A 333-nucleotide genomic window follows, 5' to 3' on the forward strand; every position below is an offset into this window, starting at 1 on the left:
TGAAGTCGTAACAAGGTAGCCGTAGGGGAACCTGCGGCTGGATCACCTCCTTAATCGACGACCGCAGCTGCTTCATGAGCTCCCACACGAATTGCTTGATTCATTGAAGAAGACGAAAGAAGCAGCCAAAAGGGTTGTGGCTTGGTTGGTTAGAGCGCACCCCATGCTCTGTGGTAAAGAGCAGGGTGAGGTCGGCCTTAGTAGCTCGAAATTGGGTCTGTAGCTCAGTTGGTTAGAGCGCACCCCTGATAAGGGTGAGGTCGGCAGTTCGAATCTGCCCAGACCCACCAATTTTGTGTGGGAAACGCCTGTAGAAATACGGGGCCATAGCTC

1 tRNA gene and 1 rRNA gene are annotated in these 333 nt (G+C 53.2%); both read left to right on the forward strand.

The window, feature by feature from the left end:
* Positions 1-53 (forward strand): 16S ribosomal RNA (locus Q7F16_RS30130); the annotation flags it as partial.
* 160 nt (positions 54-213) lie between these two features.
* Positions 214-290 (forward strand) — tRNA-Ile (locus Q7F16_RS30135).
* Positions 291-333: the final 43 nt, after the last annotated feature.

It is taken from the genome of Pseudomonas sp. Lb2C2 (genome assembly GCF_052112205.1).
Classification (GTDB): domain Bacteria; phylum Pseudomonadota; class Gammaproteobacteria; order Pseudomonadales; family Pseudomonadaceae; genus Aquipseudomonas; species Aquipseudomonas kilonensis.